Annotated in this window: 15 protein-coding genes; 3 read left to right on the top strand and 12 right to left on the bottom strand. The window is 41.1% G+C overall.

Translation table 11 applies throughout. The features are described 5' to 3' along the window. Positions 1 to 176: 176 nt before the first annotated feature. The 9 genes from recA to gpt form a co-directional block, all read right to left on the bottom strand. Positions 177 to 1,244, bottom strand: coding sequence for a recombinase RecA (gene recA / locus KZ793_RS20915; protein ID WP_118986825.1), 1,068 nt, complete (start codon positions 1,242 to 1,244; stop codon positions 177 to 179). 105 nt (positions 1,245 to 1,349) lie between these two features. Further along, positions 1,350 to 1,853, bottom strand: coding sequence for a nicotinamide-nucleotide amidase (gene pncC / locus KZ793_RS20910; RefSeq protein ID WP_225817072.1), 504 nt, complete (start codon positions 1,851 to 1,853; stop codon positions 1,350 to 1,352). Between the two features lie 25 nt (positions 1,854 to 1,878). Continuing rightward, the gene (gene lplT / locus KZ793_RS20905) at positions 1,879 to 3,033 is read right to left on the bottom strand and encodes a lysophospholipid transporter LplT (protein WP_225817082.1); all 1,155 of its coding nucleotides are present in this window, start codon (positions 3,031 to 3,033) and stop codon (positions 1,879 to 1,881) included. A gap of 47 nt (positions 3,034 to 3,080) precedes the next feature. Beyond that, a complete protein-coding gene (gene aas / locus KZ793_RS20900) occupies positions 3,081 to 5,228 on the bottom strand; it encodes a bifunctional acyl-ACP--phospholipid O-acyltransferase/long-chain-fatty-acid--ACP ligase (protein ID WP_225817071.1) in 2,148 nt (715 codons plus the stop codon). Positions 5,229 to 5,328: 100 nt separating this feature from the next. Then, entirely contained in the window at positions 5,329 to 5,853 is a 525-nt protein-coding gene (aroL, locus tag KZ793_RS20895; RefSeq protein ID WP_225817070.1) for a shikimate kinase AroL, read from the bottom strand. Positions 5,854 to 6,028: 175 nt separating this feature from the next. Next, positions 6,029 to 7,282: a glutamate-5-semialdehyde dehydrogenase gene (proA, locus tag KZ793_RS20890; RefSeq protein WP_225817069.1), complete on the bottom strand. Its 1,254-nt coding sequence runs from the start codon at positions 7,280 to 7,282 to the stop codon at positions 6,029 to 6,031. A 9-nt stretch (positions 7,283 to 7,291) separates the two neighbouring features. Continuing rightward, positions 7,292 to 8,395 carry a glutamate 5-kinase gene (gene proB, locus KZ793_RS20885; protein ID WP_225817081.1) on the bottom strand — a complete coding sequence of 368 codons (1,104 nt, stop codon included), beginning with the start codon at positions 8,393 to 8,395 and terminating at the stop codon, positions 7,292 to 7,294. A gap of 253 nt (positions 8,396 to 8,648) precedes the next feature. After that, on the bottom strand, positions 8,649 to 9,896 hold the full coding sequence (frsA, locus tag KZ793_RS20880; protein WP_225817068.1) for an esterase FrsA: 1,248 nt from the start codon (positions 9,894 to 9,896) through the stop codon (positions 8,649 to 8,651). A gap of 15 nt (positions 9,897 to 9,911) precedes the next feature. Beyond that, the gene (gpt, locus tag KZ793_RS20875; protein WP_118986831.1) at positions 9,912 to 10,373 is read right to left on the bottom strand and encodes a xanthine phosphoribosyltransferase; all 462 of its coding nucleotides are present in this window, start codon (positions 10,371 to 10,373) and stop codon (positions 9,912 to 9,914) included. 255 nt (positions 10,374 to 10,628) lie between these two features. On the opposite strand from gpt, the gene pepD reads away from it, so the two are divergent. Next, positions 10,629 to 12,089 (top strand): beta-Ala-His dipeptidase, encoded by a 1,461-nt coding sequence (pepD, locus tag KZ793_RS20870; protein WP_225817067.1) that lies wholly within the window; start codon positions 10,629 to 10,631, stop codon positions 12,087 to 12,089. 36 nt (positions 12,090 to 12,125) lie between these two features. On the opposite strand, the gene dinB is transcribed toward pepD, so the two are convergent. Further along, the gene (dinB, locus tag KZ793_RS20865) at positions 12,126 to 13,181 is read right to left on the bottom strand and encodes a DNA polymerase IV (RefSeq protein ID WP_225817066.1); all 1,056 of its coding nucleotides are present in this window, start codon (positions 13,179 to 13,181) and stop codon (positions 12,126 to 12,128) included. A 240-nt stretch (positions 13,182 to 13,421) separates the two neighbouring features. On the opposite strand from dinB, the gene KZ793_RS20860 reads away from it, so the two are divergent. Both KZ793_RS20860 and KZ793_RS23100 read left to right on the top strand, forming a co-directional pair. Then, positions 13,422 to 15,749, top strand: coding sequence for a TonB-dependent hemoglobin/transferrin/lactoferrin family receptor (locus KZ793_RS20860; protein ID WP_225817065.1), 2,328 nt, complete (start codon positions 13,422 to 13,424; stop codon positions 15,747 to 15,749). 1,310 nt (positions 15,750 to 17,059) lie between these two features. Continuing rightward, positions 17,060 to 17,191: a DUF7706 family protein gene (locus tag KZ793_RS23100; RefSeq protein WP_422615473.1), complete on the top strand. Its 132-nt coding sequence runs from the start codon at positions 17,060 to 17,062 to the stop codon at positions 17,189 to 17,191. A 95-nt stretch (positions 17,192 to 17,286) separates the two neighbouring features. Here KZ793_RS23100 and KZ793_RS20855 read toward each other — a convergent pair whose 3' ends face one another. Together KZ793_RS20855 and KZ793_RS20850 are read right to left on the bottom strand one after the other, a co-directional pair. Next, entirely contained in the window at positions 17,287 to 17,748 is a 462-nt protein-coding gene (locus KZ793_RS20855) for a hypothetical protein (protein WP_225817064.1), read from the bottom strand. A gap of 7 nt (positions 17,749 to 17,755) precedes the next feature. Continuing rightward, on the bottom strand, positions 17,756 to 18,186 hold a 431-nt coding region (locus KZ793_RS20850; RefSeq protein WP_225817063.1), incomplete at its 5' end, for an RHS repeat-associated core domain-containing protein.

Below are 18,186 nucleotides of genomic sequence, written 5' to 3'. Positions count from 1 at the left end.
TCCATTCGCTGGCAGCATTGTAAATCGTCTGGGTATTTTCTGAAAGCATGATCGCATAATATGGATAATACTCGCTTTCTGAGAGAAGAAACCGCGTCATTATTAACGCGGTATAAGTTTGATGACAAAACTTTTACAGCTTTAATACAAGAATACAGACTATCGATATTATTAGATTAGAATTCTTCGTTATTCATCTCTTCGTTTTCATTATCTTCATAATCAGAAGCAGCACTATTGAACTCGCCGGCATTGTGCAACAGCATTTCACGTAATTTTTTATCCAGCTCAGTAGCAATTTCAAGATGTTCTTTCAGGTAGATGGTAGCATTCGCTTTGCCTTGACCAATTTTATCGCCATTATAGCTGTACCATGCGCCTGCTTTTTCCACCAGTTTATGCTTCACACCTAAATCGATTAATTCACCATAAGTGTTAATGCCTTCGCCATACATAATCTGGAATTCTGCTTGCTTAAATGGCGCTGCCACTTTGTTTTTTACCACCTTAACACGGGTCTCGCTACCAACGACCTCTTCGCCATTTTTCACAGAACCAATGCGGCGAATATCCAGACGAACAGAAGCATAGAATTTCAGCGCGTTACCACCGGTGGTTGTTTCAGGGTTACCGAACATGACACCAATTTTCATACGAATCTGGTTGATAAAGATCAACAATGTATTGGAGCTTTTCAAGTTACCGGCCAGTTTGCGCATTGCCTGACTCATCATTCGAGCTGCCAGCCCCATATGAGAATCACCAATTTCCCCTTCTATTTCGGCTTTTGGTGTTAAAGCAGCAACGGAGTCTACGATAATGACATCAACAGCGCCGGAACGTGTCAACGCATCACAGATCTCAAGAGCCTGTTCCCCCGTATCGGGTTGAGAACACAGCAGATTATCAATATCAACACCCAGTTTCTTCGCATAGACAGGATCAAGGGCGTGTTCAGCATCAATAAACGCACAGGTTTTACCTTCACGCTGTGCCGCGGCAATAACCTGTAATGTCAGTGTTGTCTTGCCAGAAGATTCCGGGCCATAAATTTCAACAATACGCCCCATCGGCAGGCCACCAGCACCTAATGCAATATCCAGTGACAATGAACCCGTGGAGATAGTTTCAACGTCCATTGAACGGTCTTCGCCCAGACGCATGATGGAACCTTTACCAAACTGTTTTTCAATTTGACCCAGTGCCGCTGCCAGTGCTTTTTGTTTATTTTCATCAATAGCCATTTTTACTCCCTCGTAAGCAATGAAAGGGTTCTCTCACTGCCGATGAATAATTTTTAATACCAAAATGTCGCCAACAATTATACTGTATAATCATACAGCATCAAGCTAATTTTTTATAATCTCTGATAACAATGTTTTCAGAGAATAAATGACAGATTGAAGGCGTACTTCATTCCGATCACCGTTAAAACAACAATGGCGGGACACAACTTCTACCCCATTTACCGTTAGATATGCAAACCCAAACCATACTGTACCAACAGGTTTTTCTTCGCTGCCACCATCAGGCCCGGCAATGCCACTGACCGAAACCGCTAGATCTGCCTGGGCTGCTCTCAGTGCCCCTGCGGCCATTTCTCTCACAACCTGTTCACTAACAGCCCCATATTGCTGTAAAACGGCTTCTGATACACCAAGCATCTGATGCTTAGCTTTATTACTGTATGTCACAAAACTTCGGTCAAAATAAGCAGAGCTACCCGCAATATCTGAAATGGTTTTCGCCAACCAGCCACCGGTGCAAGATTCAGCACAAGTCACCCACAGTTTTTGCTGTCTCAGTTTCTCTCCCAGTTCAATACTAAGCTTAGTCAGAATTTTTTCATTCATAACACACTCTTTATCCGGTAAAAGATCAATTTCTTTGAAACCGGTTCCAAATCCACAAACTCGTGATTGTCAACGCCAATAGAGTACCAAAGCCTATCCCTGTTGTAACAACCGGGACGCCTATTTTAATAACCAATGAGTACAGGCTAAGCATCAATAACATGGCGATATTCTCACCCAAATTCTGTACTGCTATTGCATAACCGGCCCCAATCGTTTGTCTGCCACTTTCCTGCAATAATGCATTCAATGGAACAATAAACAAACCGCCAAAAATACCGAGAATGATTAATAAGACGTAGGAAGCCCAAATACTTTGCTGAACAGCAAAAATGACCACCATCACACCAATTAAAACACCAGCTGGCATACAACGGTGGACTGTTTTAAGGGTGATGAAACGGGCAGCAGCACCTGCACCAATAATAATGCCGACAGCAACCATCACATTAAGTATTGTCGGCGTGCTATTGTCAGAAATTCCCAGCACAACAGGTACCCATAAGACCAATAGGAATCTCAGTGTTATACCCGCTCCCCAGAACAGACTCGTGCCAATTAAAGAAAATCGAGCTCCTTTGTTATGCCAAAGAATACAACAAGATGAAACAAAGTCTGTCAGCATTTTTTTCAGATTCCAGCCCTTATCCTGACGTACAGCCGAGAATCGGGGGATAAAGAAATTAGCGACAACAGCGATACCATACATCAGTGCACAAATAAGCAGTGCGACAGCCAGGTTCCAATCAGACAAAAAACCGCCAGCAACAGAGCCCGTAAGAATAGCAATTATCGTTGAAGCCTCCATCAAACCATTAGCTTTTACTAAACGGTCACCATCGGTCAGTTCAACCAAGATTCCGTATTTAGCCGGTGAATATGATGCAGCCCCTACTCCCACCAAGGCATAACCCAGAAATGGATCATATCCCAGGCAGATAGTAAGCGCGCCCAACAACTTCAAGCTATTAGCAAACAACATCACACGATCTTTCGGAAAACGATCGGCAATTTGCCCCACAAAAGGCGCCAATAGGATATATGCCAAGACAAACACTATCTGTAATATTGGCTGGCTCCAGTCAGGATAAAACTGGGCTTTCAACTGTGCCAAGATCGCAAACAACAGCGCATTATCGGCAAAAGCCGAAAAAAACTGTGACACCAATACGGCTTTCATGCCACGGGTCAATAGCGGTTGAACAACGGAGGATGCATTCACGATTATTATTCCTGTTCAGCTTCCGCTATTTTACACAAAGTGACAAAATCAGGTTTACCACTGTCAAGTACTGGCAATGATTTCACATAACGAATATCACAGGGGATTGCTAACTCCAGGATACCCATTTCCTGAGCAACCTGACACATTGATGAATATTTCAGTTCCGAATCAGTCGTGAACAACACCCATCTTTCCCCTTCGTTATGACCATTCTTAACGGTCGCAACATGCATGGCATTAGGAGAAACTTTCAATGCAATTTGCTCCACACTTTCCAATGACACGATTTCTTCCTGTTTAGCAAAACGTTTCCCCCGACCGAGAATAGTACAAAATCCCTGCTCATCAATTGAAACAATGTCTCCAGTATCGAACCAATCAAACTGAATATTCCCATGCTCATCTTTTGCCGCTGGTGGTTCTAAATGATTTGGATCTTCAATTCTCAGATACCCTTTCATCATATTCGGGCCACGTAGCTGCAAACGCCCCCCCTCCTTAATTCCTGCTACTGGAATTAAACGGGATTCCATTGCTGGCAAAATCCGCCCAACAGTACCGACCTTAGCCATCATCGGCACATTCAATGCAATGACTGGCGCACATTCTGTCATGCCATATCCTTCTAAAATGCGAATGCCGAATTTGTCTTGCCAAATCTGTTTAGTATTTTCAGTGAGCTTTTCAACACCGGCTATAACACAGCGAAGGCGTGCAAAATCATATGGATGAGCAAAATAGGCATAATTCTCCAGGAAAGTGGATGTGCCCAATAATACGGTACAGTTATGTTCATATACCAGTTCTGGCACTACCCGATAATGCAATGGGTTTGGGTAAAGGAATATCCGGCTACCAGACAACAGCGGAGTGAATAAACCAACAGTCAACCCAAATGCATGAAATAGCGGTAAAGCAGACATAAAACGGTCAAGTGGATTGAAATCAGTAATGGTTTTTATCTGTTCTACATTGGCTAACAAGCTAGCGTGACTGTGAACTACACCTTTTGATACAGCTTCTGAACCGGACGTAAATAGCACCAAAGCATCATCATCTGGTTTTTGTGCCACCATCGCTTGCTTCGGAAAAAAGAGGTGCCACAAGATCCATAATTTATCCCGAAAAGTCACTGTACCTTCAAAATCCTCAAGATAAACCCAATTAACCTCAGTGACCTGCTCCGATAAATGAGTTAATTGCTCCTTTTTTAGAAACTGCCGAGAAGTCACAATAGTTTTAATACTGGCGACGGCTACCGCATCCTTCAATCCATGACTGTCGGTTGTATAATTTAGTAAAGCCGGTATTCTTCCTCTCAAAGATGCCCCGAATATCGCAGCTACCATAATAGTGGCATTAGGTAAAAGAAAACCTATCCGTTCCCCCTGGCAGGTAAAACGCTGCAAAACACGGCTGGCAGCCAGTATTTTTTTAAGCAGACTGTTATAACTGTCTTCTTTAAAAGGAACCTCTCCAATACAGGGCTTAAAACGACCAAATTGTTTTCGTGCAACCAGTAAAGATTCAAATATTGTTTCTTGCGGTCGGGTCGCCATTCGTGCACTCATCATTATTTCATGCAAACGCTCACCGGCTAAACGACGTCGTTGCTCCGAACTAGACACATCCGGCATCGGCAATTGTACCGCAGGCAAGATTTTCATAGTCACCTTCGGAAAAAGGTGAAGTTTGAAAATACCTTTTAATCGGCTGAATACGGTTCTTTCCAGCCCTTCAATGCGAACAGGAACCACAGCAGCTTCTGACATCGCGGCAATAAAAGCCGCTCCATCATAGATTTTCATCAAAGAACCGGTAACCGTGATTCTTCCTTCAGGAAAAATCACTATTGGTCGCCCTTTTTCTATTTCCTTAACCAGCACCCTGATAGCCATTGGATTTATTGGGTCCAAAGGAGCTATTTCAACATAGCGCCTTACCAGTTTCATAAAACCACGATTTGCAATATTGGAATAGACAGCAAATACTGGTTTGACCGGTAAGAAAAGCGTCAGCAAAACCCCATCAATAAAAGAGACATGATTAGGTGTGATAAGACATTTGGGGTGGTTAAATTGTTTAATATCTCCTTCTACTGTTAAACGAAACATTAAACGAAAAACAAGCCTTAGAAATTTAAACAACATATTCGTATCTCAACCCATTTGAAAAAATAAATAGAAGATACTATTTATCATTCGACTCTGTAATATTCCTATCTCTTTAATAAAGAATACTAAAATAGTGTCAGGAGATTATCCTAGAGAGAATCATTTCTTTCACATAAGCTGTAATTTTTTCCGGTGAAAGTTGCGCATTAATAATATGATTTGCACACTCACAGTAGAGATTCTCTCTGGCGGCAAGCACTTCCTCCATCTCTTCAACAATAGATTTTCCCGTCAAACTAGGGCGTTGGGTATTTTCTGGTTGCTGCATTAATCGTTCGGCCAAGATGCTCGCTGAAGCTTGAAGATAAATCACCGTGCCATTTTGTCGCATATATTGGCGATTTTCAGCGGAAAGAATGATCCCTCCACCGGTAGAAATAACGTGATTACTTTGGCTAACTTGTTGTAAAGATTGACTTTCTAATTGCCGAAATTGTTGCCACCCTTGCTGGTTAACAATATCCGCAATGGTCATATTGCTGGTTTGTTGGATATGGTGATCAGTGTCAATAAATGTGTACGATAATTCATTGGCCAATAATTTTCCAACCGTCGTTTTTCCTGCTCCACGTGCACCTACAATAAACAATATTTGGTTCACTGCCTGATATCCTTGGTAAATTTCATCGTTAAAAATATATTAACGCCTATAGTAACCAGAACTTTACATCAACGTAAAATCAAAAGTTAATATATACGGTAAAAGCTACCCCAAAGCATGATCTTATCGAAACTTCAATATAATCAGATACACTTCTGGGGTAACAATAAACAAATTAATTACGGATTAAATCATCTCCATAACCAATCCATTTATACGTAGTCAGCGCATCTAATCCCATTGGGCCACGGGAATGCAGTTTCTGCGTGCTAACGGCAACTTCAGCCCCCAGGCCAAACTGACCACCATCAGTAAAGCGAGTGCTAGCATTCACATAAACCGCGGCAGAATCAACCTGACGAACAAAATAGTCAGCATTGTGCAAAGATTGAGTCAAAATAGCATCAGAATGGGCGGTACCGTATGTCCGAATATGATCAATGGCCGGCCCCATATCACTGACAATTTCCACATTCATATCCAGAGATAACCACTCATCACGGTAATCTGCTTCTGTGATATCCACGACCTTAGCCGGCCCATCTTTCAAAAATGCCATTGCTGATTTACTCGCATGCAGAGTAACTCCCTGCTCTTTCATGCTCTTGCTCAATGCGGGCAGAAAATCAGCCGCAATCTTCTGATGTACCAGCAAAGTTTCCAAAGCATTACAGGCACTTGGACGTTGCACCTTAGCATTAATGATTACAGTTAATGCCTTATCAAAATCAGCACTTTCATCGACAAAAGTATGACAAACGCCAATTCCACCCGTAATAACTGGAATGGTCGATTGCTCACGGCACAACTTATGCAACCCTGCACCACCACGTGGAATCAACATATCCACATAGCGATCCATTTTCAGTAGCTGAATGACTAACTCACGATCCGGTTTATCTATCGCTTGTACTGCTGCGGTAGGTAATCCGCTCTGTTCAAGTGCCTGCTGAATGACTTTCACTGTCGCTTGATTAGTATTGTGAGTCTCTTTACCACCGCGCAAAATAACCGCATTACCGGTTTTCAAACACAGAGATGCAACGTCGACGGTGACATTAGGGCGCGCTTCATAAATCACCCCAACTACACCTAGTGGTACACGGCGACGCTCCAACCTTAAGCCACTGTCAAGCAAACTGCCATCAATGACTTGCCCTACCGGGTCAGATAAACGGCATACCTGACGAACATCATTCGCTATCGCTATCAAACGTTCTGGCGTCAATAACAGACGATCCAACAATGCTTCGTTCATGCCCTGTTCACGGGCCTGAATCATATCAAGCTGATTAGCTTCAAGAATGATTGCACTTTCCTGCTCTAGTAAATCTGCAATGTGGATTAATGCCTGATTTTTCTGTTTTGTACTTAGCTGTGCCAGTTGCCATGCAGCTTCCCTGGCAGCCTTTCCCATTTGTTCTAACATTATGAATCCTTAACTCACGATCATGTCGTCACGATGAACTGCAACAGCACCATATTCATAACCGAGGATTTGGCTTATCTGTTGTGAATGGTGCCCTGCAATCAAACGTAGAGCATCGCTGTTATAACGGCAAACACCATGCGCAAAATCCTTACCAGACAGACTACGAATGAGGATAACCTCTCCACGGGAGAAATCACCTTTAATATTTTTAATCCCTTTCGGTAATAGAGAACTGCCTTTTTCGCAGATTGCGGTTTCAGCACCATGATCAACAATAATTTCACCCGCCAGAGGTGCGCCAAAAATCCAACGCTTGCGATTTTCCATCGGGCTTTCCAACCCATGAAAGCGAGTACCTATTGGATTACCTTCAATGACATTAGAGATGACATCAGGTTTGTTACCCGCAGCAATAATGACATCAATACCAGCACGACCTGCAATCCCCGCAGCCTGAAGTTTAGTTGCCATTCCCCCCGTCCCTAAACCAGAAACGCTATCACCGGCAACCATACGTAATTCATCACTGATGTCATAAACTTCCGGGATAAGTTTTGCGTCTGGATTGCTACGCGGATCAGCGGTATATAGCCCTTCAATATCCGTCAGCAATAGCAATTTATCTGCTCCCCCCAGAATTGCTGCTAGCGCAGATAAATTATCATTATCACCAACTTTAATTTCTGCTGTCGCAACCGCATCATTTTCATTAATTACAGGCACAATGCGATTATCAAGTAAAGCATGTAAGGTATCTCTGGCATTTAAAAAACGTTCGCGATCTTCTAAATCCGCTCGGGTCAGTAACATTTGCCCAACATGGATACCATAAATAGAAAAGAGCTGCTCCCATAACTGAATCAACCGACTTTGACCGACCGCCGCCAGCAATTGCTTGGATGCAATCGTTGCTGGTAGATCCGGATAGCCCAAATGTTCCCTCCCTGCCGCAATAGCACCGGAAGTCACAATAATAATGCGATGACCTTTTTCATGCTGCTGAGCACATTGCCTTACCAGTTCTACAATATGAGCTCGGTTCAGGCGACGAGAGCCGCCTGTCAGTACACTCGTCCCCAGTTTCACAACCAATGTTTGGCTGCTATTCATCATATTTTTGCCATTAGATTTAAATTAAAAAAACAGTGCTCAGTTTTAACAGGAGAGAAGCGTTATGCCAACAGGCATAATGCTAAATTGAAAAAATAGGAGTTTAAAACCAACCCATGCTATTTACTTCATCCAAAAACACTTGAAATCTTTATAAAATGTCAATTTTGATTCGAAAGAGTCAACAGCACCGATAAAATATTGTAGAAATCCTGTAAAGTATTTAAAAAATCAATAAGTAATAGAAACTCTATTAACAGATTTTATTTTTCAACCAGTTGCTAATTTCCTGTAACGCTTTATTAAAACTGCTATAAACAGGCGTTGTCGGAATAGCCAGTAATTTACTCTCCATTGATGACATTGCTATCAGCTTAGATTCTTCTTTCGAGCTGAAAATATCATTCTGCCAGTAACCCGCTAGCATAGGAACGGAACAACGCCGGCCTAACAAACCTTGTTTTTTAAGGGAGTAACAACCGAGTTCGAGGCGAAATGCATTTTCATCCACATTATAAATACCCAGTCTGCTAGCAAACATATCAAGATACATCGAAGGTGAACTTTGTTGATGTTCAACGCTACTAAGCCACTCATGAACGATAGCACCAAGAGTCGCAACACCTTTGATACGTTTAGATTCCAAATATGCCAACCGGACGGCAATATTGGCACCAAAGCGAAAACCAAATAAGCCAATTCTGGTGTGGTCAATCCAGGGAATTTCAGCCAGTTGATGGATTATTTGTTGATGGAGAATACAGGTATCCTGTGTCAGCCTCAGACGTGAAGAGTAACCAATCGAAGGCATATCTACCGTTAACATAGCAAATCCAAGCGGCGCCAGATAATCACGGAATAACCGATAATAATCATTTTGCAAATTATCTAAACTGCCACAAACCAAAATAGTTGGAGAGGGCCTTTGCAATTGCTGAGGCAGATGAAGGAAGCCGGTCACACAACCACCTTCTTTCAGTTTGAACTCTATTTTCCTCAACTGATAGTCAGAGCAACGAGCCGCATTTTCATAAGCTTTATTGGCTAAAACAACGGCTTGTTGAGACAATTCATCCCCTTTAAGATGGGGATAACCGGCAATGCTATACAAATTAGCCGCTTTCAACCAGAAACCACCCGCTTCTGGGGTCTGTTCTGCTTGTAATGCTTTCTGTTGCCATAACATTGCCTGATGTGACCATTCAAAAATCCAGTTACCTTTACGATACCCAACCACAGTATCCAGTAAATTATCATCACTGCGCTGAGCGTTTGTCATGGCAATCCGGCACAACACTTCTTCTATTTCAAACGGATCAACGCCTCGCCAAATCCACATAAGCCGGTTAATCATGCGATACCAGCTACCATGACTATTACCATCCAATGTACTGTAATTACCCGCAATTAACCTGGGATAGCGGTGTTTTACCAGCGTGGAAGTTTCCTGATGTTTTTGTCTTGGCTTAAAAAGTGATTCTGAAAGGTTCCGGTTTGTCATAACAAGTTGCTGATTTTATTTACCTTCACAAATTGGTGGAACGAATACTACCCCCATATCCCAGGGTTGTTCTATCCAAGTATCTTGAGGAATATCAACAATATAATCATCAACCAGAGGTCGACCTGCCGGTTTTGCAAAAATAGTCACAAAATGGGCTTTTGGATACATTTCACGGATGGCTTGAGCGGTTCCTCCGGTATCAACCAGATCATCCACAACAATGAAACCTTCACCATCACCTTCTGCTTTTTTCAGAACTTGTAGCTCACGTTGATTATTATGGTCATAGCTGGAAACACAGACTGTATCTACATGACGGATACCCAATTCTCGCGCCAAAAGCGCCCCAGGTACAAGACCACCCCGACTAACGGCAATGATGCCTTTCCACTGTTCGACAGGGAGTAAACGTTGTGCCAATTTACGGGCATGTATTTGCAACATATCCCAGGTTACGACATATTTTTCGCTCATAAAAATCGATCCCGACAACTTAAAAATACTTTAGAAAAGCATCTCGTAGAAAAAGTTGCGCGAATTATAGTGACTTAGGTCTGTAAAAACTAGCGGAAACCGGGAATCGATGAATCGTATTATTCTTAACAAGAGTAAAGTGATATTCTGAGCCCAATAACATCATGGCGTTAAGCACTTATCATATAAAAACTATTTCTCGGGTAGAGAGTAGTATTTCCATCTTAATTGAGATGCAGTCATAGGAGATTCGTCGTGTCAGAACTATCACAATTATCCCCTCAACCTCTATGGGACATCTTTGCCAAAATCTGCTCTATTCCTCACCCTTCTTACCATGAAGAAGCCCTGGCAATCCACATTGTTCAATGGGCGCAAGAAAAAGAGTTGTACGTTGAACGTGATCAAGTCGGCAATATTCTGATCAAAAAGCCAGCCAGTAAAGGGTTAGAAAATCGTAAATCGGTTGTTCTGCAAGCACATCTTGATATGGTGCCGCAGAAAAACAACGATACAGTACACGATTTCACTAAAGATCCTATCCGTCCTTATATTGATGGCGAATGGGTTACTGCCCAAGGTACAACACTGGGGGCCGATAATGGTATTGGCCTGGCATCAGCGTTGGCTGTATTGGCTGATGACAATGTAAAACATGGCCCGCTAGAAGTTTTATTGACCATGACGGAAGAAGCCGGAATGGATGGCGCCTTTGGCCTGCAACCGAACTGGCTTCAAGCGGATATCTTAATCAATACCGATTCAGAAGAAGAAGGGGAAATCTACATGGGTTGTGCTGGAGGTGTCGATTTTACCACCACTTTAGCATTGACTCGTGAAGCTGTTCCGGCTAACTACAAAACACTAAAACTGATAATCAAAGGTCTAAAGGGCGGGCATTCCGGTTGTGATATTCATTTAGGACTGGGTAATGCCAACAAACTACTGGCACGCTTCCTTGCCGCCCATACTCAGGAATTAGGGCTAAAACTGCTCGACTTCCAAGGCGGTACTCTGCGTAATGCCATTCCGCGTGAAGGCCATGTTATTGTTGCCATACCCGCCGATAAAGCAGCACAGCTTATCCAACTGAAAGATAACTACTTAGGTATACTGAAAAATGAATATGCCATCGTTGAGAAAAACCTGACTGTATTATTGGAAGAGGCCGAAACCGATATTCAGGCATTAACCGATGATTGCCAAAACCGTTTTATCTCATTGCTAAACAGTACCCCCAATGGTGTTATTCGTATGAGTGATGTCATCAAAGGTGTAGTAGAAACCTCGCTAAACGTGGGCGTTGTAGCAATGGAACAAGATAAGGTAAATATTATTTGCTTAATCCGTTCGCTTATCGACAGCGGCAAGTCCTATGTCATAGGTATGCTCTCTTCGCTAGCTAAACTGTCAAATGCTGAGATTTCCGCTAAAGGCGATTATCCCGGCTGGCAGCCAGATGCAAATTCTCCAGTGATGCATTTAGTACAGGAAACTTATCAACAACTGTTCGATAAAACACCCAACATTATGGTGATCCATGCAGGATTGGAATGTGGCCTGTTTAAGAAACCTTATCCTGATATGGATATGGTATCTATCGGACCAACTATTACAGGCGCTCACTCTCCTGACGAACAAGTGCATATCAAGAGTGTCGGGCAATACTGGCAACTGCTGACTGCAATTCTGAAAGCTATTCCTGAAAAGGCTTAATCAGCTCTCCCCTGCCTCAATGTGATGGCAGGGGAATTACCATTCAAGCAAAAGTTGCCGCTCAATTTCTGGGTCCTGCAAAGTCACGTGCAAACCCACTAAACGAACGCCACGCCCTTCCCGGCGAGATGTCCATGTTTTCTGGGCCAGTTGGAGTAAATCCTGTTTATCCAATAGTGGATGAACATGTTCCTGAGTTGTCAGTTGAAAATCATCAAATTTCAGTTTAACCCCCTGACGGGCAATCCGCAGATCAGGTTTAACATTACTCAATCGTTTTTCTAATTCCAGATATAAACTTTCTATAAGTTCAGTGCACTGTTCCCATTGATGAATATCCTTCGCAAGTGTCCGCTCCACACCGATTGATTTTCGCAGACGATCTGGATTCACCAATCGTTCATCAATACCGTGACAACGATCCCAAAGTACCTGACCAAATTTCCCCAACTGTTTCACCAAAACAATGACGTCATATTTTCGTACATCAGCACAGGTTTCCAGCCCCATATTAGCCAGCCGTTGCACCATGACTTTGCCAACACCCGGAATTTTTCGTAAAGGTAAAACCTTAACAAAATCAGCCACTCTATCAGGAGAAATTATATACTGCCCATTCGGTTTATTAATATCAGAAGCGATTTTTGCCAAAAATTTCACCGGTGCAATACCGGCTGATGCCGTCAATTGTAATTCATCAAAAATGGATTTACGGATTTCCTGTGCGATAAGTGTGGCAGATCCATAACAATGATGGCTATCAGTGACATCCAGATAAGCTTCATCCAATGACAGAGGCTCTATCCACTCGGTATAACGAGAAAATATCTGACGAATATGCAGGGAAACCTCCCTATAAAGCGCCATACGCCCCGGAAGAACTTTAAGCTGAGGGCAAAGTTTCAGCGCCATTGCAGTAGACATTGCACTACGTACCCCAAAACGACGGGCAGGATAATTAGCTGTACTAATAACACCCCGCTGGTCTGCGCTGCCACCTACAGCAATGGGAATATGACGAAGTGACGGATCATCACGCATTTCAATAGCTGCGTAGAAACAATCCATATCAATATGAATAATCTTTCGCATTCTGCTTTGGCCCATTATCAATTACTGTATAAATATACATAAAAATAGACTCAAGAGCAATCTAGTAACAACATCAGAGCTACTGTTAAAAGACACTTCTAGCTCAGATTTGAAAATATCTTGAGCAACAAAATAATTAATACCGTTATTAACTTTTTACTGCCCGATTCCTTGCGTTAAGTGACCTATCCTGTAAGTACAACTTTTTTATTTAATGAGATTCCAAGGATGCTTATAACAATGAAAAATAGCGGGAAACCACAAAAAACCTCAGCTACAGCAACGACAAAGCCAATTAATCGCACTCTTCATTATGCTTTATCAAGCATAATTATGCTGAGTACTAGCCTGCCAGGTTATCTGGCTGCACAGGAAAATGGAGAGCAAAAATCAAAAGAAAAACCGGAAAAATCAGAGAAAGTGATCACACTTTCTACACTTTCTGTTATTGGCGGATTGAATAATAGCGTCAGTGCGGGAAGCTCAGTATTGAAAAAAGAGGATATTGAACGTACCCAGGCAGATAATATTGCCGAGCTGCTCGATCAACTTCCCGGCGTTTCTATGTCAGGATCGCCTCGTCCTGGCGGCCAAACCCTGAATATCTGGGGAATGGGTGATACCGAAGACGTTAAAGTCACCCTGGATGATGCACCGAAAGGCTTCGAAAAATATCGCCAAGGCTCTATCTTTATTGAACCCGAATTAATCAAACGAGTCGATGTCGATAAAGGCCCACATAATCTACTTGATGGTAATGGCGGATTTGGCGGAACAGTTAAAGTTGTCACCAAAGATGCCGGTGATTTGTTACGGCCGGGAGAAGATTTTGGCGGATTGCTGAAATACAGTTATCACACCAATGATCGCCAAAATATTTACAGCAGCGCAATTTATGGTCGGACAATAGAAGGCTTCGCTGACGGCTTGTTATATATGAGCAAACGAGATGGCGGCAATATTAAGCGACCAGATGGTACCCGTTTTGCGTTCTCTAAAAGTGATCAAGCATCCTACTTACTGAAAACTAACTTTTACCTGAACGATGCTAATACATTGACACTTTCCGCTATGCGTTCTGATTCTGATGGTTGGCAGCCGTGGGCAGCAAAACGCGATAAAATAAATATACCTTCCGAATACGATATTAACAAATATGGTTGGGATGAAGCTTGGCGTCGTAAGCTGGTTTATCGTGATCAAACAGATCAAAACTACACTGCTAAATGGAACCTTGCACCGGAAGATAATCCATTACTTAATCTGACAGCAACTTATGCTTATTCCAAAACAGAGCAACATGACAAACGCCCAAAGGATTTAACAAATTCATATTTTGCTTCTCTGGGAAATGAAAGCTGGATTAACTATGTAGATAATCTGGCGGATATACACAATGAGAGTGTCTTTACCACTGGAGCAATAGAACACTCATTACTCGTTGGAACTCGTTGGCACCAAAACCAACGCAACACCCTTATGAACGACAAAACCAAAAATAAGGAACCTGATTATAATTATGGTTATTTCCAACCAAACTATATGCCATCAGGAGAACAAACAACCCACAGTTTTTATTTACAAGACGCAATGACTATTGGCAGCGTAACCGTAACACCGGGTATTCGTTATGACCATATCAAAAATACCGGTAAGAAAAATATTGCATCTATTTATAATAATCAATCTCCAGAAGTAGGCCACGATTACAGCAGTGTTACCTATACTGGCTGGTCTCCTCATTTAGGCGTCATATGGAAAGCAACACAAAATCTGTCACTATTTTCTGATTTCAGCCGTACATGGCGTGCTCCAGTGGTAGATGAACAATATGAATTACAACGAGCAGGTACAACCATTTCTGCCACCAGCCGTAATCTGGATGTAGAAAGAATAACCGGCTTAAGATTCGGTGCAATTCTGGATTTCAACAACTTGTTGACCGATCAGGATAATTTACAAATCCGAACAACGCTATTCCGTAACCGAGGAAAGAATGAAATATTTGTTCGTCATGGCAGTGTACTGTGCGAAGCACAAGCTAATGGCGCTCCTATATCAGCTTGTAAGAAACCGATATCCGTTTATGGTAATTTTCCTGGATATACCATCCAAGGGCTAGAAATCGAAACCTTCTATAATAGTAACTACTTATTTGGCAAACTCTCTTTCTCAACAATGCGTGGGCAAAGAGACGCATCTCCAGTTAATCCCTGGTGGGGAAGTAAAACTTGGATTGCTGAAGTTCCACCAACTTCCGCTCACGCCATGTTAGGTGTAAAAATCCCTCAATGGCAAATGGCGATGGGATGGACTGGTGATTTTATCCGTAAACAAGACCGCTCACCCACAGATAGCGATCCAAGAGCAGGTTACTGGGCATTACCAAAAAGCAAAGGTTATGCACTACATGGCTTATTCGCCAGTTGGCAACCTAATTTCTGGCAAGGTCTTGAAGCACGTGTCACAGTAAATAACCTGTTTAATCGTGATTATCGCCCATACCTCGGTGAATCGGTTTCCGGGATTGGACGTAACATCAAATTCAGTATCTCCCAGAAGTTCTGATTTCTCACCTGATAGTTCCCTCTGTTTGAGGGAACTTAGACTGCTAACCAACCCATTTAAAATTTCACATCATCGGAAACTTTAAATAGTATGTCATCGGCTGATTAGTTTTCTCTAATGCTTTAATACATCAACGATGGTAAAAGTCTGGCAGATTAATCAGCCAGAAAGGTTATAACGGTTAAACGGGTATTTAAACATTTAAATAAAACCGTAGAAAAACAACGTTATTGGAATGATTAAATCAATGTAAAACAAATTTAAACCCGTGTATTTAAAGTGTTGATTTTGCATAATTTAATCGGTTTGTAAAAAAATTTATTCCCCTATTAAAAACGTTATTAAAGTCGGTTCCTTTGGGATAATAAATTTCCTGATTAACCTATTAATATTCTTATTTAATTTTTTTCGGGATATATAAGCATTAACAAAACCAATTTTTTCTTATTTTTCACTTATAGCTTTATGAGAGGTAGGTTTTAAACTGTTATTAAAAGTCATTATTTTAACCGTTATTTTTACCACCTTTAATGGCTGATTTTTATCAATTTTAATCATCATGGTATACCGTGTTTTACATTTCACAAACGTTAATCATACCCGCGTTTTATCTTTACTGATTCTACTTTACCAGCAATCCTGAGTAGTTTTTACCTGATGGTATAAAGAGACTCTTTTATGTTTTTTCGGATAATATTCTTTTTCTCGCTGATTTCTTTTCAATTTTCTGTTAATGGTTAATGGATTTCGATTAAATTTGATTAACGTATTTTTAAAAAACTGCACTTATAGTTAAATCCGTCTTTTATATAAAATCTTTAATATTTCTGTTTTTGTTCTTTTAAATGGTTATGACCAGTTAGGTAAAAATAAGCGGAGGATAGCATTGCCGATAAATGAATTAAATATGGATGTGAATAGGCCGTTAAAGGGAAATGCAGGTAAAAAGATAAAATGAACACTTTTAAAAGGGTGATATAGAGTAAAACGATTTTTATTCCGATAGTTTTCTTATTTTTTAATTAAAAATTCATTTAATGAATGGTTTTCATTGAACTATTTTTGTAAATATAATCGTTTTTCCATTTCCTGCCTTGTATTTAAATTTTCCTATTTTCATTAAATTGATACTCGGATTTTCTAGTTTTTCCTTTTTCCTTTATTTTTAGGCTTAAAACCAAAGAGGGTAATAGATATATTACTGATATTAAAATCAAAGCCCATTTCTTTAATCATTTTTAATACTGCTAAACGCTATTGTTATTTTTTCGCTATGAGGTTAACTCTGTTAAATGTTTTAATATAATCTCATTCAGTTGACCCACATTGAAGCGCTGGCATTAGCCCAGTTGGTTAAGCGGTTAAACTGGGCGGAGATACGCGCCTGTGCGGTGAATGACGAGGAAGCATACCAAATCAAAGCTGCGATCTCTAAGCTCTAGTCCGCGCTGGCGTACCGTGGCTATGCGCCACGGTAGATCATGAATAAAATCGGAAGGATCTGGGAATATCTTTCCGATTATTTATGAAGTCTAATTTACACTATTGAATAGCTTATATTCTTGCATTTTATATTTATTATTGCGTCTGTAAATATAATTTCATGCACTAAGAAATTATCACTTGATAATAATATTTCATCAATTAGCCAATCTCCATGAGAATAATCATCATCAGGCCACTCACATTTTTTCTTTTCAATAGAATAAGTAAATACATTAGAATAAAATAATTCTATAGTATTTTCATAGGCACCTAATAACGAGATATGAATATTGTTTACTCTAAAGTCCCCCAAACTCTCTTCTAAAATGGATAAATTTTTTATTCTAGAATCGTGAGGGCATCTCTTATCACTATGATCATAATGCCAACTTGCTCTCATAAATTGTAATGCTTCGTCAGGAATAAACTCACTCACACTATTCACATAATCAGGATAACCTGAACTATCCATTGTATATCCATCTTTATTCTCAATGAGTTTTATTATTTCCATAGTATCATTAACATCCCGCACGTCGGTTATTTCTGATTTCTTCAGAATATTCTTTAATAGATTTCCTGCTACCAGGAGTACCTTTCTGAGGAAGTTTTCCTATTTTTCTCAATTCATCAACAGAAATACCGTTTAATGTATCAGAAACATTTTTAGGAATTTTAACCTCATTCGCGATAGTTCCATGCTTATTAAAGAAACCATCAGGCCCATATATACCAACCTCTTTTCCGCTTGGAGCATATACATGAATTTCAAATGAAGTTCCACTACCAACATTAAATCTATCTATTCGTCCTTTGTAGCCGTCAGGCAAAGATAATGGTGCTTTAGGGGCCAACCCCCAAGGATCGATCCAAGTGACCGGATTGGGCGCGTACTGATATAAGTTCAGGCCCCCCGCCAGCCCTATCGGGTCAGGCGTGATAAACCGGCCAA

Source organism: Photorhabdus antumapuensis (assembly GCF_020387775.1).
Lineage (GTDB): Bacteria > Pseudomonadota > Gammaproteobacteria > Enterobacterales > Enterobacteriaceae > Photorhabdus > Photorhabdus antumapuensis.
Note: the sequence above shows the minus strand (reverse complement) of the source record. Positions and strands in the feature narration are given on the sequence as shown.